The sequence below is a fragment of the Brevibacillus brevis genome (genome assembly GCF_001039275.2).
GTDB lineage: Bacteria > Bacillota > Bacilli > Brevibacillales > Brevibacillaceae > Brevibacillus > Brevibacillus brevis_C.
In genome coordinates this window covers 1,758,120-1,784,627 of the sequence record NZ_CP030117.1, presented here as the reverse complement: position 1 = coordinate 1,784,627, position 26,508 = coordinate 1,758,120, and the positions used below count along the sequence as shown (strand labels likewise).

23 protein-coding genes are annotated in these 26,508 nt (G+C 44.2%); 5 read left to right on the top strand and 18 right to left on the bottom strand.

Going from position 1 to position 26,508, the window contains the following annotated elements:
- Window positions 1-37: 37 nt before the first annotated feature.
- Window positions 38-1,576 carry a YcdB/YcdC domain-containing protein gene (locus AB432_RS09065; RefSeq protein WP_162630232.1) on the bottom strand — a complete coding sequence of 513 codons (1,539 nt, stop codon included), beginning with the start codon at window positions 1,574-1,576 and terminating at the stop codon, window positions 38-40.
- 227 nt (window positions 1,577-1,803) lie between these two features.
- Between AB432_RS09065 and AB432_RS09060 the strand changes: the two genes are divergently transcribed.
- Complete coding sequence (locus tag AB432_RS09060) at window positions 1,804-2,019, top strand: hypothetical protein (protein ID WP_235617646.1); 216 nt, start codon at window positions 1,804-1,806, stop codon at window positions 2,017-2,019.
- A 251-nt stretch (window positions 2,020-2,270) separates the two neighbouring features.
- On the opposite strand, the gene AB432_RS09055 is transcribed toward AB432_RS09060, so the two are convergent.
- Window positions 2,271-4,451, bottom strand: coding sequence for a glycosyl hydrolase family 18 protein (locus AB432_RS09055; RefSeq protein WP_048031998.1), 2,181 nt, complete (start codon window positions 4,449-4,451; stop codon window positions 2,271-2,273).
- 281 nt (window positions 4,452-4,732) lie between these two features.
- On the opposite strand from AB432_RS09055, the gene AB432_RS09050 reads away from it, so the two are divergent.
- Window positions 4,733-5,683: a hypothetical protein gene (locus AB432_RS09050; RefSeq protein ID WP_048031997.1), complete on the top strand. Its 951-nt coding sequence runs from the start codon at window positions 4,733-4,735 to the stop codon at window positions 5,681-5,683.
- A 391-nt stretch (window positions 5,684-6,074) separates the two neighbouring features.
- Entirely contained in the window at window positions 6,075-6,461 is a 387-nt protein-coding gene (locus AB432_RS09045) for a hypothetical protein (RefSeq protein ID WP_053079560.1), read from the top strand.
- A gap of 564 nt (window positions 6,462-7,025) precedes the next feature.
- On the opposite strand, the gene AB432_RS09035 is transcribed toward AB432_RS09045, so the two are convergent.
- Window positions 7,026-7,262 carry a helix-turn-helix domain-containing protein gene (locus tag AB432_RS09035; RefSeq protein ID WP_419178470.1) on the bottom strand — a complete coding sequence of 79 codons (237 nt, stop codon included), beginning with the start codon at window positions 7,260-7,262 and terminating at the stop codon, window positions 7,026-7,028.
- A gap of 226 nt (window positions 7,263-7,488) precedes the next feature.
- Between AB432_RS09035 and AB432_RS09030 the strand changes: the two genes are divergently transcribed.
- Window positions 7,489-9,120, top strand: a complete 1,632-nt coding sequence (locus tag AB432_RS09030; protein ID WP_048031996.1) for a hypothetical protein — start codon at window positions 7,489-7,491, stop codon at window positions 9,118-9,120.
- Window positions 9,121-9,328: 208 nt separating this feature from the next.
- Here AB432_RS09030 and AB432_RS09020 read toward each other — a convergent pair whose 3' ends face one another.
- From AB432_RS09020 to AB432_RS31395, 14 genes are all read right to left on the bottom strand, one after another.
- On the bottom strand, window positions 9,329-10,021 hold the full coding sequence (locus tag AB432_RS09020; protein ID WP_048031994.1) for a BA5345 family protein: 693 nt from the start codon (window positions 10,019-10,021) through the stop codon (window positions 9,329-9,331).
- 336 nt (window positions 10,022-10,357) lie between these two features.
- Window positions 10,358-11,479: a hypothetical protein gene (locus tag AB432_RS09015; RefSeq protein ID WP_048031993.1), complete on the bottom strand. Its 1,122-nt coding sequence runs from the start codon at window positions 11,477-11,479 to the stop codon at window positions 10,358-10,360.
- A gap of 255 nt (window positions 11,480-11,734) precedes the next feature.
- The gene (locus AB432_RS31470; RefSeq protein WP_419178479.1) at window positions 11,735-11,812 is read right to left on the bottom strand and encodes a hypothetical protein; all 78 of its coding nucleotides are present in this window, start codon (window positions 11,810-11,812) and stop codon (window positions 11,735-11,737) included.
- A 691-nt stretch (window positions 11,813-12,503) separates the two neighbouring features.
- A complete protein-coding gene (locus AB432_RS31465; RefSeq protein ID WP_082195891.1) occupies window positions 12,504-12,659 on the bottom strand; it encodes an Arm DNA-binding domain-containing protein in 156 nt (51 codons plus the stop codon).
- 63 nt (window positions 12,660-12,722) lie between these two features.
- Window positions 12,723-12,944: a helix-turn-helix domain-containing protein gene (locus tag AB432_RS09000; RefSeq protein ID WP_003387736.1), complete on the bottom strand. Its 222-nt coding sequence runs from the start codon at window positions 12,942-12,944 to the stop codon at window positions 12,723-12,725.
- Between the two features lie 420 nt (window positions 12,945-13,364).
- A complete protein-coding gene (locus tag AB432_RS08995; protein WP_048031992.1) occupies window positions 13,365-14,288 on the bottom strand; it encodes an ABC transporter permease in 924 nt (307 codons plus the stop codon).
- A 44-nt stretch (window positions 14,289-14,332) separates the two neighbouring features.
- On the bottom strand, window positions 14,333-15,256 hold the full coding sequence (locus AB432_RS08990; RefSeq protein WP_048031991.1) for an ABC transporter permease: 924 nt from the start codon (window positions 15,254-15,256) through the stop codon (window positions 14,333-14,335).
- 34 nt (window positions 15,257-15,290) lie between these two features.
- Complete coding sequence (locus AB432_RS08985; protein WP_048031990.1) at window positions 15,291-16,154, bottom strand: ABC transporter permease subunit; 864 nt, start codon at window positions 16,152-16,154, stop codon at window positions 15,291-15,293.
- 350 nt (window positions 16,155-16,504) lie between these two features.
- The gene (locus AB432_RS08980) at window positions 16,505-16,966 is read right to left on the bottom strand and encodes a GNAT family N-acetyltransferase (protein WP_235617645.1); all 462 of its coding nucleotides are present in this window, start codon (window positions 16,964-16,966) and stop codon (window positions 16,505-16,507) included.
- A gap of 93 nt (window positions 16,967-17,059) precedes the next feature.
- Complete coding sequence (locus AB432_RS08975; RefSeq protein ID WP_048031988.1) at window positions 17,060-19,153, bottom strand: ABC transporter transmembrane domain-containing protein; 2,094 nt, start codon at window positions 19,151-19,153, stop codon at window positions 17,060-17,062.
- 20 nt (window positions 19,154-19,173) lie between these two features.
- Window positions 19,174-19,698 carry a hypothetical protein gene (locus tag AB432_RS08970; protein WP_048031987.1) on the bottom strand — a complete coding sequence of 175 codons (525 nt, stop codon included), beginning with the start codon at window positions 19,696-19,698 and terminating at the stop codon, window positions 19,174-19,176.
- 74 nt (window positions 19,699-19,772) lie between these two features.
- Window positions 19,773-20,231 (bottom strand): chemotaxis protein CheX, encoded by a 459-nt coding sequence (locus tag AB432_RS08965; protein WP_048031986.1) that lies wholly within the window; start codon window positions 20,229-20,231, stop codon window positions 19,773-19,775.
- 92 nt (window positions 20,232-20,323) lie between these two features.
- On the bottom strand, window positions 20,324-20,722 hold the full coding sequence (locus tag AB432_RS08960) for a hypothetical protein (RefSeq protein WP_048031985.1): 399 nt from the start codon (window positions 20,720-20,722) through the stop codon (window positions 20,324-20,326).
- 70 nt (window positions 20,723-20,792) lie between these two features.
- Window positions 20,793-24,524, bottom strand: coding sequence for a S8 family serine peptidase (locus AB432_RS31395; protein WP_048031984.1), 3,732 nt, complete (start codon window positions 24,522-24,524; stop codon window positions 20,793-20,795).
- A 189-nt stretch (window positions 24,525-24,713) separates the two neighbouring features.
- On the opposite strand from AB432_RS31395, the gene AB432_RS08950 reads away from it, so the two are divergent.
- Window positions 24,714-25,157 carry a MarR family winged helix-turn-helix transcriptional regulator gene (locus tag AB432_RS08950; RefSeq protein WP_048031983.1) on the top strand — a complete coding sequence of 148 codons (444 nt, stop codon included), beginning with the start codon at window positions 24,714-24,716 and terminating at the stop codon, window positions 25,155-25,157.
- A gap of 594 nt (window positions 25,158-25,751) precedes the next feature.
- On the opposite strand, the gene sdhB is transcribed toward AB432_RS08950, so the two are convergent.
- The gene (gene sdhB, locus AB432_RS08940; protein WP_007722466.1) at window positions 25,752-26,501 is read right to left on the bottom strand and encodes a succinate dehydrogenase iron-sulfur subunit; all 750 of its coding nucleotides are present in this window, start codon (window positions 26,499-26,501) and stop codon (window positions 25,752-25,754) included.
- Window positions 26,502-26,508 lie beyond the last annotated feature (7 nt).

The following is a 26,508-nucleotide window of genomic DNA, read 5'->3' as shown; positions in this document are numbered from 1 at the left end:
CTCTCTTAACCTGTTGGAAAGGGAGGTTCTTCTTGCTTTATTCTTTTTTTGTGGACCCGTAGGTATAAAACTCACCCGTCAACGCATCTATTTTTGCATCGAATAACATAGGCAAGGTATAAACGAGAGAAGCTTTGCCTTCCTCTTGCAAGATATACTGTAACTGCAATGGATATTTCTTGAGCAAAGCGGCTGCAGCTTCTTCTTGGGAGATTGCCTTCTTCGGATCAGTCATTACTCCTTCGACTTTTTCATTGAGATCGATCCCCATGACTTTCCCGTTGCTGCCGTTGATCGAGATATGCGTCAGCCAATCCTCAACAGGAATCCCTTGTTCTTGCCTCACAAAATAAAAGGCGTATTGGTCTGTACTTTCATCATATTCTCCGGGCTGAAGTAGCAGCAGCTCGCCCGTACCAGCAGGAGCGATCTCTGCTAATTCATTTATGGCCAATTGCAAAGCCTGCTCTTGTGTCAATTTTTTAGTAGCGGTCTTTGACACACTAGTATCGATGACATGATAGTTCACAATTGAACCTGTCTTCGGTTCGATTAGCATGCTCCCAATCCATCCGTCGTCTGTTCTCCACGAATAATTAGTACGCCCCTCCCATTTGTTTGTTTTCCAGAAATATTTGATAATCACGGGTTTTTCACCAGTCAAATCTTCAAAAAAGACATTCCCTTTTGCAAAATCATAACCCGTACGCTGAGTCAGATACACTTGTGCTTCTTCACGGGATTTTGCTACGGGCTTGCTCGTACCCTTTGGTATTACATTCACCTTGCTATGATATGGCTTATTCACGCTGTCTTTGCCGGACACGGCATCCAACATACCGGAAAAAGCTGGGACGTAGAGGAGCTTGTATGTTTTTCCGTTTTGATCGAGGGAATACCGTAATTGCATATAGGTGGCCAACTGTTTCACGGCTTTTTCTTTGGATAAGATCTGATCCAATTTCGCGAAGGAGATTTTTTCACTATTCATGCCGAGGGATTTTCCTGTGATTTGTCCTTCATGATCAACTTGTACCTGAATCATGTCGTCTGGAAAAGGAACTCCGTTGATCACACGTACAAATTGAATTGTATTTGTCTGGCCATCGAAAACCTTCGCAACCCCGTCCCCATCGAGTTGGTATCCTGCCATGTCTTCTCCGTACCACTTTTTCATAAAGGAAATGGCTACTTCTTTCGATTTGTCGATCGGGTAAAGCGTTTGGCTCGTTTGGTTATTCAGTTCGTATTTGCCAAACTCAAGTAGTTCACCCGTATTTTTGTCGAGCACTAAGGCAACGAATTCAGCATTGTTTTCTCTAGACTTATAGTTGTTCACGAGCAGATAAGGAGTGTCTTTCAATACCACTTCCGTAACAGGGTAATCTTTCAAATAAGGGATGAGACTAGCTGCTTTCTTCACCCCTTTCTCTACCAGCTTGTTTATTTCGGGTGTCATTTGCTCTACTTTAATTTTTTCCAGTGTGTTCTCGCTTGCCAGTGCACCACTCGAAGATGACATCGCAATAGTTGCAGCCATCAGGAGGAACACAGCGTGCGTCACTTTTTTCATCATTTCTCTTCCTCTCGTCTGTTCATATTTGCTTTCTCGCAATCATTATTCGAACATCTAGCTGTTTTGTTTCAATTTTCCCGAAAAATTTACATAAGAAAACATTCCCCTTTGCTTTTCATTTAAATCCCTAGCTGAGTCTTATGGCTTGGCTTTTTTCTTGTGTATGTTAAAATTTACAAAAAAGGGAATGGGGCGTTAGTATGAGCGAGCAGCCCTTTTGGTTCAAAGTGATAGCAACTATTGTTGTTGTCATTGGAATTCTAGCACTACTGACAAGTGTCGCTTTCTTTCAACTATTAACAATAGTAGGCTTAGTCGTGATCAGTGCCTTAAAAGGGGTATTAGAATGGAAAAAGAACAGAGACTGGGCTGTTATTATTTTTGCACTGGTTGCACTCCAAATCGTTATTATGATCAAGGCATTGTACGACTTTTTCACATAAGTCACTTTGTCCATTCGACAAAAGTGGGAAATATTTCTTGATTACTATTATGAACATTAATATAATAATAGTGAATTTGGAATTTTAAGGAGGGGCTTCTATGAATACCGCAATTGCGATCCTTACTTTTATTGGAGATCTCATCCCATTAATCGTCCAGCTTTTAAAAGCCTTTGCTTAATTTCCAAACGAACAAATAGGGGCTGTTCCTCCGATCATTTTCATGACTGGAGGGACAGCCCCTTCTCTACTTATTGAGTATCTACATTTCCTTCTGTTTCTTCCGAAATCTGCTCATCTACATAACCCTCGACTCCGTCAACTGCCGCTTGCTGTTGAACTTGCCAGAGAGCCGCTACATTTGTTGGCTCCCATCCTACGAGGGAAGTGTGTGGTTGCAGACATTTGTATACCTTGCCTTGATAGCTGACCAGGTCACCAGGCACGTAGCTAACATTTGGCGCCCATGCTGGAGCTCCCGGATTTGCAGCATCTGTCACGCCTACGACCTCGATGCTTTTCTGTGAAGAATTACCTGCTGCATCCTTCGCTACCACAGAGAAGGTATAAGACGTGTTAGGCGTGAGTCCTGTAACTGTTGCATTCGTAGTCGTTACATCCGCTGCTAATGCTGTCCCGTTGTAAACCTCGTAATTCGTCACCGCGATATTGTCTGTAGAAGCAGCCCAGCTCAGACTGATACTCGTACCTGTTTTCCCTGTTACGACTAGATTAGTAGGTGTGCTTGGAGGTTGATTGTCTGGCTGAATCGTATCCGTCGTAACCGTTACTTCATTGCTTGCTACTGAGGAATTACCTGCTGCATCCTTCGCCTTCACAGTGAATTGGTACGCAGTTCCTGCTGTAAGCCCGCTAATCGTCGTATTGGTACCGGTTACCGTTTTCGCAAGCTGAGTGCCATTGTATACCTCATAGCCAGTAACCCCTACATTGTCGGTTGCAGCTCCCCAGCTCAGACTAACACTTGTAGCTGTTTTTGCAGTCGCTTGGAGATTAGCTGGTGCTGTCGGCGGTACGTTGTCGACGGGAGCTGTCCCGCCCAGAAGATCTCCATTTACTTTGTCTAGCAGAACCTTGTTACGGTCTCCACTAAATTCCCAGAACATTGCGCCTGCCAATCCTTTGGATGTAATATAAGAAGTTTTGTGTCCGATCGACGTCACATCGTCATAGCTAATATATGTTTTCGAAGCCGGGTTGAAGAGGTAAGGCACTTTTGCCGCGTCATTCCAGTGGCGTGTAAAGCCATTTTTGTTCAAATAATTATTTTGGATATCCGTGAAGTCAAGCATGCCAGGTTCCCACGTTCCTGTTGAAGGCCCTGTGCAATTTTGATATTCTCCATTGTTAGCCGTTCCGCAACCCGACCAGCCCCTTCCGTAAAACGGAAGTCCGAGAACCAGCTTGCTGGCAGGAACACCGTCACGAAGATGACCCTCTACAGCTGTTTGGACATTATAGGTTTGAGCATTTGGCAAACCTGCTGCTCCTGCTGCCGGATCATAGGCCAACGGCGCGTTATGTCCAGTCTGCTTTTGGAAGGCTCCATAGAAGTCGTAGGTCATAATATTGATCCAATCCACAACCCGGGCAATATTTCCAAGCTCTGTATTGGCTGCATAACCAGGGCTGGCACCAGAGGCAATCGTCAAATAGTACTGTTTGCCATCCGTTACCTCAGCCGCATCGAGTTTGTCTCTGACAGCCTGTAGCAACAACGTATAATTTTGCTTATCTGCTGGACGTTTGCTGTTTCCAGGCAAGCCTCCTTCAACTGGGTACTCCCAATCGAGATCGACCCCATCCATCTGATATTTCCGAATAAAATCTACCGAGGACTGGGCAAATACTTCCCGTGCAGCCGGATCTGCCGCTACATCAGAGAAGCGATTGGACCATGTCCAGCCCCCGATCGATATTAAAGTCTTTAATTGAGGATTTTTTTGCTTTAATTTTGCTAATTGATTCAAATTTCCGCGGATCGGCTGATCCCACGTATCTCCTGGAAAAGATTTTTGCACATCAATCCATGGATCGCCGAGAACAACCGTACCATTTGGGGCATTAATATTGCCTACCTCATCCTGGCAAGCCCATGTTTGTGGATTGGGTCCCGTTGGATCTGGGTTGCCGTGTCTGCCATTCCAGCAAATATCCGCAAATGCGTAGTTAATATGTGTTACTTTATTGGGATCGATATCCGTTACATTGTAGTTTCGTCCATAAGCTCCCCATGAGGGATAGTAGCCAATAATTTTGTAATTGGATACCGCTGAAGCCTCCGCTTGATTTTCCTCTGCTTGCGCCGCCTGTGCCGCCATGGGCAATACGGAGGTGACAAGCAAAGCACCTACCATTAGTACATTCCTAACACATTTCTTGAATTTCATAGTATCCCTCTCGATCTTCATGGATTTTGTTACAAATCCATCTTATTACGACTTATATCACGATATGCTAATGCATTTACATAAATGGTAATAAAAGGGTGATTCGACGCGAAAGAACATAAAAAATCCCTTCCTTCCGACCAAGGGAAGAAAAGGGAGGCTGGGTAGACGGGATGGGGGGATTCGACCTTACGTTGATCCCCGTACATAGGCAATCATGGATTTTTCTTTGAAATTGTTGCCGATTACACATTTGCCCATAAATTGGTATCGATAACAATTGATTGCAGGAGGGGAAATTATTGAAAGAAACACTAAATCAATATGGAACACCATCTGAATTATCATATAATCCCTGGCTATATTCCAATCCTTTGGGACAGGAGTGTGCATCTACCCCTATCCCATTGGATACTTTGCTTGTACGTGAAGTTAGTATGCAGTCTGGTGCTCTCCTCTTTTACAACAGCTATACCGGCCTTGGTGCGACCGGCCTACTCGACGCCGACGGAAACTATCAGTTCGTCGGTTCCATCTCCGGATTAGCAAGGGGTTGGACCCGCGTCGTCGTAACCCCCAACGGTGGCGTATTATTCTACCACGCCCCGACTGGCCTTGGAGCAATGGGCCGACTTGACGCCAACGGAAGATTTGAGTATTACTTGTGGAATATCCAAGTTGGAGTAGGCTGGACCCACATTGTGTCTGCCAACCAGGATAGTCTTCTTTTTTACAACGCCGGGGCCGGTCTTGGAAGAACTGCACGGATTGACGCAGCTGGAAACTATGGGATCGTTAGTGATCTCTCCGGTTTCTCAAAAAACTGGTTCCTCGTCACAGGAACCGCCAGCGGTGGCCTACTCTTCTACGACTACGCTACTGGTTTAGTTGCAACCGGCCGACTTGACGCCAACGGAAACTACCAGTACGTCGGTTCCATCCCTGGATTCGCAACAGGCTGGACCAATATCGTACCCGCCAATAGAGGTAGCCTACTCTTTTATAACGGCCTCACCGGCGCTGGCGCGACGGGCCTGCTCGACGCCAACGGAAACTACCAGTACGTCAGTTCCATCCCAGGATTCGCAACAGGCTGGAGCCGCATCGCCGGAAACCCCAGCGGTGGAGTATTCTTCTACAACCACGTGAACGGCCTTGGTGCGACTGGCCGGCTTGACGCCAACGGAAACTACCAGTTCGTCAAAACCATTCCCGGATTCGCGACAGACTGGACACACATTGTGGGCAGGTAGGTCGTAATGCCAACGGGGACCGCTATGGAGGTGGACGGGGCGCCAAGCGAGCATTGGTGATGGGAGCGCGCTTAAATCGAAGTTCATCTGCGTTACGGCTTACATTGGCTGTGCCATTTGATAGTGATTTTCTCAAATTCCCTAAACCACCTACGGGAGGTATAGGGGATTTTTGTTTACATTTCTCGGGCTCCTACGGCCCTCACAGCGTGTCAGAAGACACAATAAATGCAAGCTGGACGCTGATTTCGATTGGTTAAAAACTTCGCATCCCCGTAAGTTGTGGACTGTCTAAACTTCTAGTCAAAATACCAAAAATCGAAAATTGTGGTGATGCCCTTGTCCACTTCAGTACCTCCAGCATAGTTTGGTACAAGGAGGTGGTAAGAAAATGGCAATGAACCCTCCAATTTTTATTGGAGCAAATAGTATTGCAACTATCGGCAACCGTTTTTTCCTAATTGTTGAGGTTGAGGCAAAAGTACCTGGTGTCGAAATTGACCCAGTTTTTGCGGTCCGTATAACCCGCGAACAAGCACGAAGGCTCCGAAATGCGGGTGTCATGAGAACAGTTATTCAGAATACACGTCCGCGGCCTAGACCTGGATTTGATGTGGAGTTTAAAGGTGTACTGTTCGCTAATGGTCGATTTTTCTCAGTTTTCGACGTTGAAAACTCAACCGATACTTCAGTACTTGTTAGAATCAGCCGTGAAAGAGCGCAAAGGCTTATTCGTAATGGAGCACGGAGAATCCCAGTGATTAGAAGAACTTTTTAAATGTCTCGGCTGGATTCTTTCAGCTACAGCGATGGAAACCCTGTGGAGAAACTGCTACAGGGTTTTTCCTTTTACACAATCTCATGTCCTATCTAAAACGGAATGCTCCTGATAAAGCTTTTATAGGTCTCTTTTCTACTTACAAAGGTAAGAATCTGTATGAGAAATACGATTTTAAGCAGTACCCTGCTTTAACAGGAATGTTTCGAGTAGCGCCAATTTACTTAGTTACAGGCTCCTCCAAGCTCGGGGGAGTTTTTATTATTGTCGATTTATCATTTTGAAATCGCTTTCGGGAACATACTAAATCCTCTTGCTTGTGACCCATAAGGCGATGATAACTATTCAATCAGTCTTACACCCCCTTTAGATCAGAGCGATCTCTCCCAAGCAGTGCTAGAAACATTGCTTGCATCACGAGAGATTGGTCAAAGTTGGGCTGTAAATAGTCCCTACTCCGTGGCGCTTGCGTGTACATAAGAAAAGAGCATTTAGACACAAATAAACATAAAAAAACCCTCCCTTCCGACCAAGGGAAGAAAAGGGAGGCTGGGTGGACTGGGTTCAAATCTCTAGTTCACCAAGTCGAACGAGTTCGACTACTGCCTGAGATCGACCTTTGACACCTAATTTTTGTATGACATTACTAATGTGATTGCGCACAGTCTTTTCGCTGATGAAGAGTTGTCCGGCAATCTCTTTGGTTGTCTTATCTTGGACCAAGAGTTCAAACACTTCTCTTTCGCGATTCGTTAACAACGGCTTGGTTTGGTCGCTACCCTTCAATCGTGAATGAAGCATTTACCCGTTTTTTTCTTCTCATAGTCAGAAGTAGCTCTTAATACCTGATACTATGAGTTTTCTAGACTTATTCTTTATTTGCTTTCCTCGGCGTTCTCTTATATTCCATCCTATTTATAACTTTTTTAACATCAATTCAATGTACAATTGATGCAGGTAAGGGCGTTATTTAGTTGTATAATCATCTTGTATCGCAAGTTTGAAAGTAATAGGAGGGGCTGGGAACTTGGATCAAGTTCGCTTGGATTATTTGATAAGAATTCTTCAAGAAGAGGTACGAAATGGTAGAATTCAAATTGCTGACAGCGAAACAATAGATGCTTTTATGAGGATCGCTTATTTACCTGATGGAAAGAGCGTTGATTCATCTACAGTTGATGGCCGAATCCGCGCTTTAGCTTTAACAGTTGAAATAGGTAAATACCAACAGCAATTACTTGAAGTACCTCTTAGAGAATCGCAAGAACAGTATTTCAACATTCTTGAACACTTCTTTGGCAACCCATACCGAGAGATGAAACGATACAATGTTACTCCTCATGAAGTTGCCGTCTCAATGTCTCAAACGCCTGATATCGTAAAGTCTTTTCAAAATCATATAGAATCATTTGAAAGTGGCCTTCGAGAATTATGGGGTTACTATGCTCCTATAATTCAAGCTCATGTTAGACAATTAAAAGGAATACGTTCAATTTTTGGAGGAGACATCTTTCCATCTTATATTCATAACATAGCACATAGCTCTGGACTTTACATCGATACGATTATTTTACCTGATCCTTTACTCAGGTCTTGCACATTTTTTAAAGCCATGCCTGCTGACCGGGCATTTTACTACTTGTCTAAACATGCCTTGAACGCATTGCAATATAAAGACCTGGCTCTAGCAGATGTAGATGTCCCTATTGTAATAATTGCCCCTGACAGTACATATTTGGATGAAAATGGATGGGATATATTAAGTAATGTTTCTCAACAAAATGTAACCTCTCACATTAACAAAATGTTTAACAAAAGATACTCTACTACTGAACAAATTGAAGATTTTCTACAAGGAATTCATACTACAGAAGATCTATTAAAAAGCATTAACGATACTAATCGCCTACTGTTCGACACTGCTTGGACTAATGAGCCCCTTGAATTACAGATTCAAAGATGGCAGCAAAACAATCCTGTTCATGTCCAGAACAGTGGGATAGGAAATCAGTTGGGATTTCAGGTAGTAGGAAGAATGATGCAAGCAAATGACCTTGTTGCTCGTTCGTTACAATTTGATGGTACTCCTATTATCGATGCTCCTACGTCATGGCAATACCTTCTTTGGAAATACGAATACGATGCACAACAAAACACCCGACCTGAACTACTTACGAAAGATGTATTAGTGAGCAACGCTTTAACAAACATCAATCTTCCTATCATCGGAAATTTAACAGATACTTCAATAATTCAATTAAGAAAAGAAGGAGCTTTACAAGAACTACGAGATATTATTGCAAAAGGAATTGATGACGTATCTCATTCCACTGAGGACAGTTTCAATATTGTGACCGAACATGTAATTTCGAATCTTAAAGAAGTTTTTGACGAACATCAGAAAACAATAAACGACCTTAATATTAGACAGAAGAAATTTTATGGCTTAGATTTGTTACCCTTACTGGTTTCTGGCGGTCTTGGAATTGCAGCTGCATGCACGGGAAATCCATTGATAACCAGTCTTGCAGCAGTCTCTACTACAGTATTTGGGGCACCTAGTGTCAAAGAAGTTCTAAAAACTGGAACAGAGCTATCTAAGGTTCGTCAGGAGGTAACCAAGTCTCCAGTAGGTATTCTTATCAAACATTCAAGATAACTTCTCAATGTAAATAAAATAACAAGGCAGGTATTTATTCCTGCCTTGTTTCCCCGTAAGGCTTTGTACTCTAATGTAGAAAAAGTTTGGCCGTCTGATTCGAGTATCGTGGGCAATAATGCCTTGAGACATATGGAATTGTGACTCTGACTGTACTCTAATCAGAGGGCGGTTATTTTCCGTAAAAGAAAAAAGCACCATCTGGCGCTTAATTCTCCTCCTCATGATCTAATTCTTTACTCTTCTTATTTTTAGGTTCTTTCTCTGCTTCATGAATATCCAGCATCATAGACCGCAGTTGCAAAAACGTCCCCTCATCCATGGATGAATAGTTGATAATAATTGAGACGAGTGCGACCATATACATAACAAATACGAGACCTAAATAATAGATTGAGGCATTTGCCCAATGATTGAGCGCAAGGAAAGTTAACAAGCCGAAGATCATCGCAACCACTGAAGCCCCAAGTCCATGTGTTCTGGAGGTACGATTAGAATACCACTCATACCTTCTTTGTAAGTCTTTGTAATTAATATTCTTTTTCGGAACCTCTAGAGTCATCATCTTGTCCATGTGTCTTTCAATGGTTCTCCAATCTTCCCTTGTGTTTCCTATGCCTATACCTTCTAGGCCAGGAACATCCTTTGCCGCTAGATAAGATCTCTTCCCTCCAAACGTCCATTTGTAGCAAAAGTACATTTGATATAAAACATATCCAATAGGCACTCCCAGTGCAGCAAAAAATGCTGCAAGTCCAGCTAGAGCGGATAGATTGGTTCCAAACGGTTTTGTAAGAGTTTCTATTTCGAAGTTAACCGCAGCTAATTTGAACATCAGAAAAGTTGCAAGAAATACCCAACCCGGAATTCCCCATCTTAGTATTTGAAACTCAGTGTTCATACTGCTCCCCCTTTTTTACTATTCTGATGTAAGGGGTAGCTTTTGTCCATTTATTTCCTATCCTTACTAATTTATAGGACATTATTATTGATAGGAATTCTGACAAATCGTTCAGCAAGTTTTTATCTCCCAAGATTCTCCGTTCGTTCTTTAATGGTACGCTGTTGAAGTTCACTGAATTGTTAAAGCCATTTAATCAACTCACCCCCAACGAAAAAACCGCCTGTAGGCGGAGGGTGAATAACATCACTATACACCATAAAAATCGATAAGCTCTTTGATGACACAATGTTTATTCGAATTTATTTCTTAGCTTATTAACAACAATGATTAACACTATTCTTTCCCGATCAATTTCTTTGTCCATCTAAAGATGTTTGGAATATTCACCTCAAAACCATTTCCTTGGTATTTTGTAATTGAAACAGTCCCACCTAATATTTCTTCCTTATCCTCATTTTGATTCGAAATAAGTGCTTGTTGCAGAATTGTTGAGTCAATAAACTGTTGCTGTTGTGTAATTGTTATTTGCTGATTTTGTATTGTAACTTTTTGCGCCTGAACTAAGGCCTGGCTTAACGAAAGCTGGCTACTAAGATGGTGAACGTTAGCTATAAGTTGGTGCACCTTAGGATCTAAATCTACTTGAACATAGCTAGAATTTTCCATGCTAACTGGTAATTCCAAATATATTTCTAAAGCCGCTTTAATCTGTTCTAAAGCATCTTCACTTGAGGTAGGAGTAACTGAAAAAAGTGTTATTCCTGCTTCATTTTTTATACTTGAAGTAGCCTCTATCCCGATGTCTTGTAAAAATTGTACGAAATACACTAGGTATTGCTCACAGGCGGTACGAACCTCTGGCGGAAAATTAAAAGAACTTATTAGAGAATGATCAGATGTATTTGAATAAAGAACAGCATAAGCTCTTTCCACAATTTCCTTCAGTACAGGTTCAATCCCAGCTATAATTTCTTTAATGGTCGATTGAGTATTACCGTTAAAGATGTATTTGATGTGACAACCGTTAGTTAATATTTCATCCTCTTGTACCCATTTCAATCCTTGTTCTTCATACTCATACAATATTTTTTCCATTGTGTCTGCAAACTCTTGAATGCTGTATGGTTGTTTCCAATGTTCCCAATCCCAAAAATAGCGAAAATTTAGAATTGCAGTTTCGAACTCTTCAGTATAGGAAATATCTATTTTTTCCACGTCATCTAAAAAATCCAGCAGTAAAGAAATCGTTATGGTTTCCAATTCTTTTGGTATATCTTTAATTTCAATGTTAGATACTGTCTTACTAAGTTCAGAATCATAGACAATTAGGCTATACTTTTTTGTGAAACGTGACCCAAAAAAAGATATATCTTCATGTTCTGTAACATCTATGCCGTTAATGAAGACCTTAGGTGTTTTTTCTACATCTATACCGTCCCATTGAATATGAATCATTTGATTCCCCCATCTCATTATTAAACAATCTATATTATACCAAACACAAGTACCAAATCTAAGTAAGAAAACAATTCATTACCTTTATTAGAAAAGTATTTTTTAAGGCATGTAACGTTTAAACTCATTAGTATTAAAAACACACAAGTTACAGGTTTTCTTTATGTCTGTTTTAGAAACTCGCTATTGGGTCTTCGTTGTGATAACTAAATCAATCACAGCGGCTACTTCTTTTTGCATGTCGGGCATCAGATGTCAGTATTTATCCATCGTAATGGATGAATGCCCTAACCGTTCAGAAAGTACTATGATGTGAACTCCTTGTCTGATCAAGAGACTTGTAGGAGTGTGACGTAGATCATGGAATGTAATCTTAGGAGCCCTGTTTTTCAAGAAGTTTGGCTACATCTTTTGAAGTGCCCCTTGTGTTTTAGGGCCTCCGAATTGCGTGCAGATAACTAGATTATTATTCTGATAATCTGGTCCAAGCTCTACTCGCTCCTGTAAAATTAGTTTGCGATGCATCTTAAATACTTCTACTGTTTCTAGTGATAACGTAACAGACTTAACGCTCTTTTAAGTCTTAGCTCCATCTTTTATCTCCCTATGTTTCTTCACGGTCTGTTGAAAATAGTAAGATTTCGCTTTTCAAAGTCGATATCTGACTAACGTAAGCCCAGTATCTCGCCATGTCTCATCCCAGTCACTCTATACCACCTTCCATGCCACGTCATTTCAAAGAACTCACTTAAAAATTCAGGTTCCCAGACACCCAATTGCCTTCGGCTTGAAGCCTGTGGCTTTCCCACTCTACTTGCCACATTCTTAGTAACAATTCCCTTAAGTACAGTCGAGGTTAACGATGCATAAACAACTGAGAAAATCCACTTTACTGAAGAGGCAGATAGACCTTTTTCGTGCAAGGCACTAAGGAAAGTTTCAATATTATGGGCAATGGGTAAGTATGTTTCATATAGTTCGCACTTACTCTCGCCCTGGTTCCGTGTTGTCTTAATTAATTCATTTAGATCCTGAACCAGCTTATTACTCCGTTCGACATACTCACTTTTTGCAAAGCTGCTTGGGCTTCGACCATCGCCTTCTCTGCTTCTTTCTTTGTCCGAAATCCTCGCTTGGTTATCCGCTTACGTGTACATAAGAAAAGAGCATTTAGACACAAATAAACATAAAAAAACCCTCCCTTCCGACCAAGGGAAGAAAAGGGAGGCTGGGTGGACTGGGTTCAAATCTCTAGTTCACCAAGTCGAACGAGTTCGACTACTGCCTGAGATCGACCTTTGACACCTAATTTTTGCATGACATTACTAATGTGATTGCGCACAGTCTTTTCGCTGATGAAGAGTTGTCCGGCAATCTCTTTGGTTGTCTTATCTTGGACCAAGAGTTCAAACACTTCTCTTTCGCGATTCGTTAACAACGGCTTGGTTTGGTCGCTACCCTTCAATCGTGCCACCCCTCCTTGTGGGCTCTACAGGAACAAGGTTGAGGGATTACAGAGTCACCTTATCCTATGATGGGGGGTGGGTGATGGTGCCGGAATTTCAAGGATTTTAGGCTTTTGCCTTACATCCTATTCTGAAAATGGGCAATGGGTTCCGAACACCGCTGAGAAACCTCTTCGACATCCGCCGTGAATTTTTTCGTTCGAGACGACGATGGCCTCCAGTTGTCCCCCGTTCAGATCGCGACGAGTCGACTCGCCTGATGAGATTGCCATCGGAACCCAAGGCCAACACCGCCCCCGACACTCCAGTCTATTCACCCGACACATATACTGCTCCCTACAATTCGACTTCCATTCCATTATTTTTAACTGGATCAACCAAAAATGCCCTTGATTCGTAAAAATCAAGGGCACCACAACTTAAATAAACGGGGTACGACTATACGTTTGCTCGAACTTGTCACGCAATCCTTTGGCCAACAAGCTAAACGATCCAATGGCGATCATGAATGCCCCCAGTGGAACGAGGAAAATCCACGTATAGTTACTGTAAATAAAGCCTCGATAAGACCCGAGCAGCCCTGCCCATTCGTGTGTAACGGAATGATACAAAACCGGGTCAAAGGTCATGTTCGTACCACCTACAAACATGTCAAATATACCGAGAAGCCCCATCAAGGTCATGACAGCGATCATTTCTGTCACCAAGATGATAATAAGCTGTTCCTTCAAATGCGGCAAGATGTGGCGAAAGACAATTTGATTCCGGCCAGCTCCTAGTGCAACGGCAGCCAAAACATATTGTGATTCCTTAATTTGCTCGGCCTTTTGACGCACAGAAGAGGCTACAGAAGGTGTTCCAAGCACAGAGACAAGCCCAATGAAAAGGAGTACGAGCGTGAATGTTGGCAGCTCCGAATTCACATTGATTCCTCGCAAAAGAAAATACACAGGGATAAACACAGGCATATAGCTCCATGCATTTTCGATCGCCATCCACCAACGCTGCTCTTTATCTTGAATACCGATATAGAGTCCAATCCATGTACCAAATAACACGCGAATAAATGCGATCGCAAGGGTAATAAAAACAGTGTATGGCGCTCCATGGAGCAAGAGGGTCAGTAAGTCATACCCCCATTTGTCCGTGCCGAGTAAATGTTCTGCTGACGGTGGTAAGGGCGGAGCGACCATGACTTGTTTACCGTTCACAACCTCTTGACGCATCTTCGCTTGATATTCCAGCTCATAGGGAGCCACGTAAGGCCCCGCAACAGCGATCACGATCAGAAGGAACACGAAAATACTGCCTAGCCATAAAGAAAAATGGAATCGCTTTTTCATCAAAAAACCTCACTTATCCCTCATGCTGAAAAGTGACCAGCTGCTTAAATAAATGGGGTACGACTATACGTCTGTTCGAATTTATCACGCAATCCTTTGGCCAGTAGACTAAAGGAACCGATTGCAAGCATATAAGCAGCAAGTGGGATCAGGAAAATCCACGTGTAATTCGTGTAGACAAAGCTTCGGTAAGTCCCGAGCAGTCCTGCCCATTCATGTGTGGTCGAGTGAAACTCAACAGGGTCATAGTACATAGTCGTTCCGCCTACAAACAGACCAAACATCCCAAGAAGCCCCATCAACGTCATCGTGGCAATCATCTCTGTCACCAGGACAATGACCATATGCTCCTTCAAATGCGGCAGAATGTGACGAAAGACGATCTGATCCCGCCCAGCCCCCAGCGAAGTCGCAGCTAAAACGTACTGAGATTCCTTGATTTGCTCCGTTTTTTGACGGATGGACGCAGCCACTGAAGGCGTCCCAAGCACTGCCACAACCACTATAAAAAACAAGACAAGCGTAAACGTTGACAATTCTGAATTGATACTGATACCTTGCAAAATAAAATAGACAGGAATAAAAATCGGCATGTAACCCCAGGCATTCTCAATCGCGATCCACCAGCGCTGCTGCTTGTCCAATATTCCAATATACAGACCGATCCATGCTCCGATCAATAATCGCAATAACGCAATCAGGATCGTAATGAAAATGGTGTACGGTGCCCCATGGAGCAGTTTTGTAAGCAAATCATAGCCCCATTTATCCGTACCCAACAGATGCTCGCTTGAAGGTGCCAAAGGAGGGGAAATGATCACTTGCTTCCCGTTCACCATCTCACTGCGCACTTTCACCTGGTAATCGATGTCATAGGGGGCCAAATAAGGTCCGGCTACACCGATAATCATTAGAATTACTACCAAGATACTGCCTAGCCATAAAGCCCAATTGAACCGTTTCCTCATACCATACCCTCACTCATTCCAAAAGAAGTCTGGGTTATTTATACACAACCGCGCGTTCAATCACATACAGAATGAGACGAATCAATACATAGACCAAAATGGATAGCAAAATAATACCTAAAAGTCCCATGACAGCAGCATTGAATTCGTATCCGCCATCTTTGCTGAAAATAAACCGGGTCAATCCTACGACGTTTAATAAGTACTCAACAATAAACAAGTTAGCTACCGAAATCGCAATCGTCTTCTTTAAATCAGCAATAAGAAACGGCTTGATGTTTTTATAGACGTGGTGGATGAGAACATGCCAAATCCCCATCCCCTTGGCAAGTGCTGTTTTAATGTAGTCTTCGCCGCCGATTTGTGCATACTTCAGGCTGACTACCTTCATGAGAAAAATTGTGGGTCCAATTGACAGTAGCGTGATCGGAAACCAGGTACTCTCAGAGTCACTTACAGGTGACAGGGTGATAATACGAATGTTCGTCATCTTGTAAAATCCGACCGCACCCACAATCGACACAACAATCAGGATAAAATCAGGAATCGTGGCAAGCAAATTCAAAACCTTTTGAAATTGACGCACAAACCGAAAGCGCTGCAATAGCAATCCAAAAATAATACTAGCAAGGACTGCGACACTAACACTTGCGAACAGCAATTCAAAGGAGCTACTTGCAAATGGAAGGATATCCTCTGCGATGCTTCTTTCCGTTTGCCCCGAATAATAGGTTCCGAGGGAGCCTTCTGCAATCTGCTGAATCAGATGTACCGTATGGACTACGATATTTCCCGGCTCGAACACGATTTCTTCCTTTTGCGTATATAGCATGAACGGCCCACCGCAAACGACGATAACTAGGAAAAACATCCCGATTAATTGTTTTACATAGGTCAAACTCTCATACCCCCTTACTATTTCCAACAATACACTATCTATTAAAAATCATCCAGACAATAGAAAATATTTTATTTTTTTATTCTATTCAAACAGAAATAAAAAAGTGGCTGAGCAGGATAGCCTGTCAACCACTTCTCCATTCATGGGAACAGTTGATTCGAAAAAGAGGATAGCTAATCGATTACTTCGTAGAAGAAGTAGCGACACGCAGCTGCTCATTTTTCATGAGAAGATTTTGAATCGAAGCAGTAAAAGGTTTTCTTACTCCATCTTTCAAACGTGGAACCATTGGAATCATCTGATAGACCTCCTTTCTGGCAATATCTTCTTAAGAATAGCATTTTTTCTTATTTATCGTCAATTCCGGCCATTCCCAGATAGGAAGCGAGTTGATTGATTTCAGCCATGTAGATGTTTTCTTGTCCGTAATAGCCCTCCTGCTCCCCTGCAACCTGTGCAAATTTCGAATAGAGCCGGTTCAGATAAACATGATTAGCATCTGCACGAAAGGTTACTTGTTTCACATGTTCATTCTCTTCTTGGACCTGTCTGATAAGATGGCGAAAGCCTTTTAGAAATACCCTGCTCCTTCGATACTTTTCTTCAACGATGACTGAATGGATATAGCAAAATTCGCCCTCTGGGTCTGGTTGCCTTTCTGCTGTCACGTATTGATAATGGCCCCAACCGACCAATTTACCTCCCTCGCCTTCTATCAGGATCAAATGAGAATCCGGGAGAAACGTCAAAATATGAGCAAGCGTGTCACTAAGGGAAAACATACGGCTAAATTCCAATCGATTGCGCATAAAGAATAGCGTGAATTGGGCAAAATCATTGTCACTGGTACATTTTCTAAAATGGACATGCATCCTTTGCACACTGCCTTTCTTTTTCTATCGTTAACGTATTGGCTGTTGGACGTTCTTGCCAATCGCCGAGTGTTGGGACCTGATGTACTGGAATACCTTCAAAGGTAAGGTCAAAACAACACAAGAGGTGAGAGCTGTCACGGTTGTCGTCTGTAAAGCACCCGTTTGGTCTGTTTCTCCAAAGTGATCGCCGTCCTCCAAGATCGCAAGTCGAATCTGCTCGTCAGATTCAGCAGATGTTTGAGATACTTCTACCTTTCCGCGTGCGAGGAGGTGAAACTTCTCTGCTGCTTCTCCTTCCCGAATGATCGTTTGTCCAGCAGTAAACGTCTCGGATTGAAAGAGATGCAGCATATCAGGCACGTCGACGCCTGGAACATCCATACCACCCTCTGGTCTACTCAAAGCACTTTGCTTGTCCCATAACCTTCTGTAATAGCCCCGCTTTTGCAACAGTTGAAAATGGGTTCCGTGCTCCACTAGTTCCCCTTGCTCCAACACAAATATTTGATCCATGTCCGTTATGGTCGACAAGCGATGTGTCACCGTAATGACAGTCCGATCATTGGAAAGCTTTGCAAAAGTCTTGTTAATAGAAGCCTCTGAAATGGGATCGAGAGCAGAAGTTGCTTCATCCAGAATGAGTAATGAAGGATTGCGTAGAATCGCTCGAGCAATGGCAAGGCGCTGCCTTTGTCCCCCAGAGAGGTTGCTTCCCCCATCCAAAACAAGTGTTTCGTATTTATCTGGTAGACTCATGATAAAGTCATGGATCTCCGCTTGCTGTGCAGCCATCCTCAGCTCCTCGTAGGTCGCATCGAGTTTGCCGAGCCGGATGTTTTCCGCTATTGTTCCGTGAAAAAGAAAGTTATCCTGAAAGACAACCCCTACGTGGTTGCGGAAGGCTCCCCGATTACATTCATCGAGTTTTGTGCCGTTTATCTCGATCTGACCAGAACTAGGTTGATAAAAGCCTAATAACAACTGAACGATCGTGCTTTTTCCAGAACCGCTGGAGCCAACAATCGCAACTTTTGTCCGAGCCGGAATCTGCATGCTGACCTGATTGATAGACAACTGATTTTCCTGATAACCAAACGCAACATTTTTTATGGACACCTCAGTCAAACGCAAATCGGGCTGTTCCGCTGTAGTATGGTCGACTTTTTCACTCGGTTCATTCAGTACCTTCTGGATTCGCTCCATACTGACTTGTGCATCTGTAATGAGCGGTAGCGTAAAGGTCAGATTAAACACTGCATTCCCCATCGACGTATACATGGTGAAAAAGGCAACAAGCGAACCGACAGAGATTCGCCCGGTGAGTGCCAGATAGGAACCGAAGCCAATGATCGTAAAGTTGATGAGTAGTAAGCATAGCGCAGGAATTCGTTCCAATTTCGCTGCCATCAAATTTTTGCGAAAGTTGCTGACCAACAGCAATTTGAGTCTTTCATTGAATTTATCGATCATGACATCTTGCAGGTTGAAGCCCTTGATGACCATTTGCGCTTTCGTATTTTCCTGGACATCATTCGTCATTGCAGCGAGCTGCTCTTTGTATGCGGCATTGATTGCGTGGGCACGTCGGCCAAGCAAATAAGGACCTGTAAAAATCAAGATTGCTCCCACCAAGATACACAGCGCCATCACCCATTCCAAATAAAACAACACCATCGTACTAATCGTCACGACCGCCAATGACTGAATACCCGTCGTGAAGAGAATAGCCAACGATCTGTCAATGACAGGCAAATCCACTGAAAAGTAAGAGACCAGTTCACCCGAACGCGTTTTGTGGAAATAGCTGACCGGCAAATACTGCATATGCGCAAACAATTTTTGCCGCAAATCATTTTGCACACGTGCGTTTAGTTTTGCCAGCACATAATCACTGATCATTCCAGCACTGACACAGATAAACCCGCTAATCGCCAATACGATCATGATAACGGAGAAGACGTGCATATCTTTGGGAACAATCGCTCTGTCAATGATCATCTGGAAACTGAGAGGTGCCAAGGATAAAAAAAGTAGATCGAGTGCAAGCGTGAGGAAAAAAAGGGAACTCAGGAGCTTATAGGGGCGTATGTAGCCAAACAGGTTTTTGATGACGAACAGCATCGTGACGTCTCCTTCTTGGATTAGAAAAATGGTTCATGTTGAAATCTAGCTGCATAGGATTGCCAAGCCAAAAACGATGCGCGATATTCATCCAATGGACCGTTTGCCGTTTCCACAGAAGCTACTCGTTCTGCAATCTTGGTAAACAATTTGCGTAAAGAGTCGTCCGAGGAAGTCCAGAATCGAAACTCCTTCACGTCTTCCTCCATATAGGCGATATATTCGGTTACATACTGAAGGGCGTGCAAAAAAAGGCGACTGCTGCGATACTGTTCTAAAAAATAGATCACCTGAATTTGAACGATATGCTTGTCTTCGTACTGATTTTCACCTGTCCCGTAAATGTACGAAAAGGCACCGATCACTTCATCGTCATCGTTGAAGCAAAGAAATGCTTTCCCCTCCATTAAAACGGGACTCGCCAGAAAACTGAGCGCCACAGGAAAAGAATATGGCATGCGAAGCTGGTCGTAGTTTTCCAGTAAAAAAGCCATGTATTTCTCATAATACATCTCAGCTGAACAGATCGAGAAGTAATGATCCATCTCTTTCCATCCCTCCTTTGAATAATAATGTGTGGCTACGTATCCTTCACAAAAAAGACGGCCATTAGCCGCCTCTATCTTATCACAATAATTTGAATATCCAGTCTGCCCATGTCATGAAGATCGAGCGGTGCAGTCAATGCTGTCCCTGCCATGTCTTTCAAGTCATGCTGGTGTAAAAATAAGGGTGGGGTAATGTCTACAATAACACCTCGATTGGACAAAAGCGTACTCGCATTCCCGGAAATCATGTTCCCCAACTCTGAAATTGCACTTTTTCCGAGCTCATCCATCTCTTGCACGGGATAGCCACCCATCATGGCCGAGACAATGCGCAAAGCCAATTCCTCTTGCAGACCGAAAAAGACCTCACCTTGAAATTGACCTGTCATTCCGATTCGAATCCATGTATGGCCTTCTACATGGCTCCATTCTCTCTCAGCTAACTCTCCACGCGAAATGTCGACATTGCATACTTGTTGAATCACGGACGAAGCTGATTCAAGAAATGGATCAAGGTACTGGACTATCATCTGCATTCTCTTCCTTTCCCGGGCAATTCACTCTTAGAGGTTGTACTCGTATAGGACTATCATAATGTCGATATTTGGCAGATGCAATAGGATTACGAAAACTTCATAGGCATAAGGTCACGAAAACAGGGTGTACCGGGAAAATAATCCTCTACTTTAGCCTCATGACGAATGGTATAGATGGCGGTGCACGTTCGCAAGTCTAATATTTCTACACCGATCTCATGCTTACTCAATTGCCATATCGGAAGCTCGACTCGATCAAAGGCAAAAACAGTATCTCCAAATGCCAAGCACTCCTGTATACAGCGGACAGCATCGTAATGTTCATCAGCCTCAAGCAAATGAACGGGCTCCAAACCGAATTGTTCGATCAGATGAAGGCGATCCCGCAATTGCACTGCCCCACGCTTCCTTCTGGCTGTCCTTCTCGGGGATAGTACAGGGTACTCTCTCGTAACATATTCCCACTTGATCCCGTGGTAAAACATCGAATAGACTCCTCCTACAAAAATTTAGCCCGGCAATAGCCTTTTCGCTGCTACTGACGGGCCCGCTACTCTATTTTTTCTTACCGACGACGTTCAACTCCGCTCGGGCTTCTCTACCAAGCGCATCAGTGGCAACAACCGTCAGTTTTTGCTTGCCTTCCTCTACCTCATGAAGCACCAAGCGAAATAGCCCACGATCATTCGCGTTGGTCTGAAAGCTTTTTGATCCATAGTTGATTTGGAGATTAACAGCACCAGCACCTGTCACCCTCCCTTCGATGGGCAGCGCTTCACCTTCCTGCCCTTCTAGCTGTTTGTTCGGCAGCTGGATCGTCGGAGCTGGCACTGTTCGCGCTTTGTAGGATATACGCTGCTCCCCATTGCTTATGACGACCGAGCCTGAATTGGCATCGACATACGCATACACCAGCAGCATACTTTGATTACCTGCACCGTCTTTGCCTTCAAGCAAAATACGATTTTCTCCCTGCTTCATACTCAAAATTTGCGTTACGTATTTTTGCGCAGGGATTTCCAGTTGATCTTCTTCAAAATAGGACACGATTTGCCCATTGATACTAACCTGACCTTTATATGTTTGATCTCTGTACATAAAGCGCACTGGAACCAGCATGTTCTTGGTTGCTGGATCGAACTGTATGTCTTCGCTGCCATCGTTTAGCAATTGCAGTGTCGGAGGACTTGTATCGACGATGACCCGCTGCGTGAATTGGCGCTTGTTTCCATACATATCCATTGCACTGTACATCACATAATTGAGACCTTCTGTTAATCGCAGGATGGTTTCAAATGATCCATCCGTCGCCAGCTTTACTGGTGTTTTGTTAATCGACAAGCGCACCCTGTCCATCATATCCTCGCCTGTTACTTTGCCCCTGAAGGCTACATCCGGTTGCTTGGATATTTTCAGATATGGGAACAAATCATCCGGGAACTCCACAAATGGCGGAGTGCTGTCACTTTTCCCGTTAATATGCGCCACACTGATATTCCCTGCATAATCATACGCTACAACACTCATTTTTTTATCCGGCTGATTAATGAGTGTGCTGGACACTTTTGGAGAATACGGACCTCCTACCCTTTTGCCGTTTACATAAAGGAAATAGGCTTGGATATCTTTATCGCGGCTGCTCCACTGAACCCGGTTTCCTGACACAGAAGCTGTAATCACAGGAGCTTTTGTATCCACGCGAATGGGGAGTGTCATCGTTTGCCAATTCGCATTGCGGTCGTCTATTTTGGCTTTAATGGAGAATTGGTACTGTCCATCAGGTGCCTGTATATAGGCGCCTTTTTGCGGTGAAAAGATCTTTCCGTCCCAGCTCCACGCTTCCTTTTCCGTGTAATAGTATGGCGTCCCCAGCTTGGATTGGTCGTACTTGCTCACTTTTTCATCACGCACAAGAGTGCGAATCGGCTTACCTGACTGGTCTGTTACTTCGACGATAATATGACGGGCATTTCGTAAAAATGTAATCGAAGGAGCAGCGACATCGTAATGCCCATCCCCGTTTGGCGAAAAGGCAATATGATTGGGGTCGATTTTCGCACCTCCATCGGCTTTGACACCTGTCACACCTAGATAATCCCGATAGCGCCATTTGTCATTGCGTTTATCGTGATACCAGCTCGTCTTGACACCTGTTCGTTTTTCCTGACTTTCTGCCTCCCATACCGGCTGATCCATAATCCTTGGTTCATCCCAGTCGCCGTAGAAGCCATAAAACGCCGTGCGCAACGTAGGCAGTTCCTTATCATCTGGTTGAAAGGAAATAAATCCTTCTGCAAATTGATTGCGTGCCGAGCCTTTCGGAATCGTGAGTGTTACCTTCACTTCCTCTAGCTTCCCCGGCGCAACGGTAATCTTGGGAGCGGAAAATTGCAGTTCTGCCCCTTCGAAAAGAGTATCTGTCAGCATGTTGATCCCATTCTTACGCAAGTCAGTCATGACACCAAACTCATTTTGCAACTGATACGTAATGGGCTTTTTGCCAAACTTGTTATTAATAAACAGAGAAAAGGTCGTTGAATTCCCAATCTCTCCTAACGAGACACCTGCTTTTCCTTTTGCATTCACAACAATAGCTGGCGTCTTGATCGCTTTTGCGATTTGCATCAGTCCTGCCCCTTGAACCCGTGGGCTGTAAGGTACTTTTTTTGCTTTCTCCTTATCCGCTGCTGGAACACTGATTTGCGGATCGATAATCGGTTCTGCTGTATTCATCGCCGCAGCCTTTAACGTATCGACGAGCGATCTTCCTTGCAGGTTCCGCCCTTGCTTGAGATAGCCTTGCTTCAGTAAAGCCATCCCGCCTGCCACATGTGGCGTTGCCATTGACGTGCCACTTTTCACGGCATATTCAGACTCTCGCGTGAGTGACAAGATGCCCCCACCTGGAGCTGCAATCTCTGGCTTGAACTGCAAATCGGGTGTTGGTCCCCATGACGAAAAAGCCGAGATCGTTCCACCGTCTGGATAAGGCATTGGATTTTGTCCATATTCACCGTTAAAGGAGACCGTCACTTTCTTGCCTTTTTTAATTGCTTGTGCCATTTGCTCGCCCATGTGCTTCAAGATAGAAACAGCCGGGATTTGTTTGGCATGCTCCGCACTGATAATGAGTGGTCCCATTTCATTGTTGTAGATAACAGCACCCACTGCTCCTGCTTCTTTGGCGAGGCGCAGCTTATCGTCGAATGAAATGTCGCCTCGCTCGAGCAATACTACTTTATCTTTTACGGAAACATTGTAGTCTTCCTTCTTCCCTTTCCCCATATAGACAAGCGGATATGACTTCATCAGCGTCATGACCGGGTTTATTGCACCCCCGCCTTCCACATAGCCGGATAAATACACGACTTTCTCCATTCCGGGTACCCCTTGCACCGTGAAGCTATAGCCAGCCAGTGCTGTAGCGTTGACCGAAGCAACTGAAAACGCATCAGGGCTCAAGCCTGGAGAACCGATCATGGCGATATCCGGATTCTGTGCTCGTACCTTATCACTGCCGAAATACGCATCATTGCCGGCTGCTGCCACTACTACGATTCCATTATCGACTGCTCGCTTTACTGCCATTTGCTCTACATTTGTTTCATCCACGTAGCCTGCTGAGGAACCTAGACTCAAGTTGATGACATCTGCTTTTTTCGTAATGGAATCATTGATCGCAAATAAAATCGATTCACCTAGCCCAGGAACCTCGCTTTGATAATTGGAAAATACTTTTTGGCTGATGAGCTGGGCTTCAGGAGCAACCCCTTTTACTTTTCCGTTCGCACCAATAATTCCCGCCACATGGATACCATGCTGAGATTCCGATACGTCTTCTGTTGTTTGCGTACGGTCAGCCCAGTTAAAGCCAGGGATCACCTTATGGGAAGAACCTGACTTTTGCATGGCTGAACGCTTATCATGCGGGGCAGGCAAATCGGGGTGGCGCGGATTGACTCCCGTATCGATCACGGAAACGAGCATACCTTCTCCTTTTACGCCTGCTTCCTCCCAAGCCTTAGTCGCCTCAATCATTTCCAGCGAATCGACAGGTGCGGATTTTAATTGCTCTCCTCGCAGTAGAAGTTCTTGACGTTGCCATTCATCTGCCTTTGTCTTATATTCCTTGTCCGCCTTGCCTGTATGTAATGGCTCGTGCATTTCCGCGAGATCCTGCAAAATCTGCGTACGAATGGTCGCCGTTCCTTCAAACGCTGTTGTGCTGACAGTCGTTGCGGGAAGCAAAGCCAATATCAATCCAATGCTGCATACCTTTTTCTTCATCGTTTGCCCCCTTGCTGGAAGTCATTCCATTATGTTTTCAGTTTTCACTAGGAATCGCTTGGGTATTCCCTTCTTTTCGCGAAGGTTGACAAACGAAGTATTTTCAGCCTATATTTAAGTGCATTAAATATTACATATCAAATATTCCCGATAACGAAGAAACAGATCAAATAAGGAGACGATACGAGCATGCCCTCCCCCTTAACAGATACGCTTGAGCGCTTGCAGGAGGCGTTTCGTACCATTATGCGCACGATGGGAACGCAATTAGCCGAACCTGTCTCTGGTTTGACTGGCCCGCAATTCTACATCCTTCATCAGTTGGAACAGAAGGAAAAATGCACCGTTGGAGAATTGGCTGAATCAATGGGGGTCAAACCAAGCGCAATCACAGCGATGGTCGACCGTTTGGATAAACACGGTTTCGTCGCCCGTGATCGTGATGAGGAAGATCGCCGAGTGGTTTACATCAGCTTGCGAGATTCTGGCAAAAAAATTCTGCAAGTAGCCAAGCACAATCGGAGAGAAAAGCTAAATAAAATGTTTGCTCACCTCAGCGAAGATGAACTCCAGCACTTTGTCCTCATTTTTGAAAAGCTGGCGATGGCGGCCGTCATCGAGGCGAGTGAATAAACTCCTTGTACGTTGCTGTTGTGGTGGGGAGAAAACAGGAGAAAACGCTCAGCTTCTAGGGCCACCCCCTCGGGGATTGACTGCACGACTCCATGCAAAAAGCGAAACCGCGTCCAAAGTTGTCCTCTCAGGATGTGTTTCAGAGGTGGACGCTTAAGAGCGTGTTTCGCTTTTTGCATTGCGTCTCGGTCGGTGTCCCTAAGATCTTCGCTTATTTCTCCTGTTTCCTCTACGAGCTTTCCACGTGATCCAATTTTTTAAATCCTTCAAAGAATGAAATACCTCATCTGTTACGCCAGAGAAGAATATTTCCAGACGTAGCGACTTGTGGAGTCCTACCGAGCGGAGAAGGGATTTGCGGGCAAAAGAAACGCAACGTGCCCGTGCTACGAAGCGGCTACCACTTTTGCGTTTCCCCGCGAATCCCTTCGGAGCGGACAGTCTCAACCCCCAGCGGGACGGAGCCTGGAGCCTAGCCTGGAAATATTCTTCTCTCCACTACAGCCACATATACAGTAAGCACCTAAACAAACTTTCTTAAACTGAAAAAAGGCGTGCTTTCCGGATCACCGGCGCACGCCATTTCTTCGTTTATTAGGAGAAGAAGAACTTCTTCACTGCATGTTTGGTTGTTTCTTTGTTCATGTGAGCGATCGACGTTGTCAGCGGAATGCCTTTTGGACATGCTTGTACGCAGTTTTGCGAGTTACCGCAATCACCGATACCGCCATCTTCCATCAGGGCTTCCAGACGCTCATGCTTGTTCATCATACCCGTTGGATGCTGGTTGAACAGACGAACCTGCGAAATCGCAAACGGACCGATGAACTCAGCCTTCGCATTCACGTTCGGGCAAGCTTCCAAGCAAACACCGCACGTCATGCACTTCGAAAGCTCGTACGCCCATTGACGTTCAACTTCCGGCATGCGAGGACCTGGTCCCAAATCATGCGTACCATCGATTGGAACCCACGCTTTTACGCGTTTCAGCGCATCGAACATGCGGCTGCGGTCAATCGACAAATCACGTTGTACAGGGAAGGTGCTCATTGGCTCAAGACGAATCGGCTGTTCCAGTTTATCAACCAGTGCCGAGCAAGCTTGGCGCGGTCTTCCGTTAATAACCATCGAGCACGCACCGCATACTTCTTCCAAGCAGTTCGATTCCCAGTTTACTGGAGACGTTTTTTGACCTTGTGCGTTGAGTGGATTACGTTGAATCTCCATCAAAGCACTGATCACGTTCATACCAGGACGGTAAGGGATTTTGAACTCTTCCTTGTACGGAGTGCTGTCAGGGCTATCTTGACGAGTGATAATCAAATGAATCAATTTTTCTGCCATGATCAGT

What these genes read in the sequence shown, in the direction of transcription:
- AB432_RS09065 (WP_162630232.1), bottom strand. Translation starts at nt 1,576, where the DNA reads ATGATGAAAAAAGTGACGCACGCTGTGTTCCTCCTGATGGCTGCAACT.
- AB432_RS09055 (WP_048031998.1), bottom strand. Translation starts at nt 4,451, where the DNA reads ATGAAGATCGAGAGGGATACTATGAAATTCAAGAAATGTGTTAGGAAT.
- AB432_RS09045 (WP_053079560.1), top strand. Translation starts at nt 6,075, where the DNA reads ATGGCAATGAACCCTCCAATTTTTATTGGAGCAAATAGTATTGCAACT.
- AB432_RS09035 (WP_419178470.1), bottom strand. Translation starts at nt 7,262, where the DNA reads ATGCTTCATTCACGATTGAAGGGTAGCGACCAAACCAAGCCGTTGTTA.
- AB432_RS09020 (WP_048031994.1), bottom strand. Translation starts at nt 10,021, where the DNA reads ATGAACACTGAGTTTCAAATACTAAGATGGGGAATTCCGGGTTGGGTA.
- AB432_RS09015 (WP_048031993.1), bottom strand. Translation starts at nt 11,479, where the DNA reads ATGATTCATATTCAATGGGACGGTATAGATGTAGAAAAAACACCTAAG.
- AB432_RS08995 (WP_048031992.1), bottom strand. Translation starts at nt 14,288, where the DNA reads ATGAAAAAGCGATTCCATTTTTCTTTATGGCTAGGCAGTATTTTCGTG.
- AB432_RS08990 (WP_048031991.1), bottom strand. Translation starts at nt 15,256, where the DNA reads ATGAGGAAACGGTTCAATTGGGCTTTATGGCTAGGCAGTATCTTGGTA.
- AB432_RS08980 (WP_235617645.1), bottom strand. Translation starts at nt 16,966, where the DNA reads ATGCGCAATCGATTGGAATTTAGCCGTATGTTTTCCCTTAGTGACACG.
- AB432_RS08975 (WP_048031988.1), bottom strand. Translation starts at nt 19,153, where the DNA reads ATGCTGTTCGTCATCAAAAACCTGTTTGGCTACATACGCCCCTATAAG.
- AB432_RS08970 (WP_048031987.1), bottom strand. Translation starts at nt 19,698, where the DNA reads ATGGATCATTACTTCTCGATCTGTTCAGCTGAGATGTATTATGAGAAA.
- AB432_RS08965 (WP_048031986.1), bottom strand. Translation starts at nt 20,231, where the DNA reads ATGATAGTCCAGTACCTTGATCCATTTCTTGAATCAGCTTCGTCCGTG.
- AB432_RS08960 (WP_048031985.1), bottom strand. Translation starts at nt 20,722, where the DNA reads ATGTTTTACCACGGGATCAAGTGGGAATATGTTACGAGAGAGTACCCT.
- AB432_RS31395 (WP_048031984.1), bottom strand. Translation starts at nt 24,524, where the DNA reads ATGAAGAAAAAGGTATGCAGCATTGGATTGATATTGGCTTTGCTTCCC.
- AB432_RS08950 (WP_048031983.1), top strand. Translation starts at nt 24,714, where the DNA reads ATGCCCTCCCCCTTAACAGATACGCTTGAGCGCTTGCAGGAGGCGTTT.
- sdhB (WP_007722466.1), bottom strand. Translation starts at nt 26,501, where the DNA reads ATGGCAGAAAAATTGATTCATTTGATTATCACTCGTCAAGATAGCCCT.